This is a genomic window from Nitratidesulfovibrio oxamicus (assembly GCF_015731765.1).
Classification (GTDB): Bacteria; Desulfobacterota; Desulfovibrionia; order Desulfovibrionales; family Desulfovibrionaceae; genus Cupidesulfovibrio; species Cupidesulfovibrio oxamicus.
This window is the reverse complement of record NZ_VRYY01000668.1, coordinates 1-854: the sequence shown is the minus strand read 5'-3', so window position 1 is coordinate 854 and position 854 is coordinate 1. Positions and strand designations below refer to the sequence as shown.

The following is an 854-nucleotide window of genomic DNA, read 5'->3' as shown; positions in this document are numbered from 1 at the left end:
CCGTACGGGGGCGCGGTGGGGGCCGGGGACCGGACCGCCCTGCCCCGCACCTGCTGCACAGGCACCCTGCCCCGGCGATGCGGACTGGTCCGCCATTGCGGCCTGACCGGCATCCGCGGCAACCGCACCGCTCTTTTTCCGCTTCTTTCTGGCCGGTGCGGCGGGGGTGCCGGGCAGCGGACCGTTTTCGCGCACCAGGGCACGCTCCAGCTTGATGCGCAGGGTCTCGGCCACGGCGTGGTTGAACGAGGCGCACATGTCGTGCAGAGCGGCCATATCGGGCAATTCGGGCGAGCCCTGATTCGACGTGACGTTGACGGAACCCGCCGCACCTGCCGAACCATCAGCCACGGCGCGAGCGGCCTCGATCAGCGCGGGGTTGGCCTGCACCACCAGTCCGGCGGAGGTCTTCAGGCCGCTGAAGCTGAAATCGAGGTTGTCGTTGTCGACGTAGGGCCGGGGAAACATGGCGGGGTTCACCCTGCCCTTGCGCCCCAGTTCATCGATGGTGCGCCCGCCGGGATAGGCAAGGCCGAGCTGCTTGGCCACCTTGTCGAAGGCCTCGCCTGCCGCGTCGTCCAGGGTGCGCCCAAGCAGGGGCATGTGACGCGGCGATTCCATGCGGTAAATGTGGGTGTGGCCTCCGGATACCAGCAGGCCCAGCGCGGGATACGCCATCTCTGCGGCAATGCCCGCCGCCAGTAGATGGGCATGCAGGTGGTTGACCCCCACCAGCCGCGCCCCGGTGGCCAGGGCGAGGCCCTTGGCAAAGCCCATGCCCACCAGCAGGCTGCCCAGCAGGCCCGGCCCGCGGGCCACGGCCACCACGTCGATGTCTGCGGCGGTCACGCCCG

1 protein-coding gene is annotated in these 854 nt (G+C 70.1%); it reads right to left on the bottom strand.

The annotated features are described in order from the left end of the window. Positions 1–854: tRNA (adenosine(37)-N6)-threonylcarbamoyltransferase complex transferase subunit TsaD (locus tag FVW20_RS17020; protein ID WP_504739165.1), on the bottom strand; the 854-nt coding region annotated here is incomplete at both ends.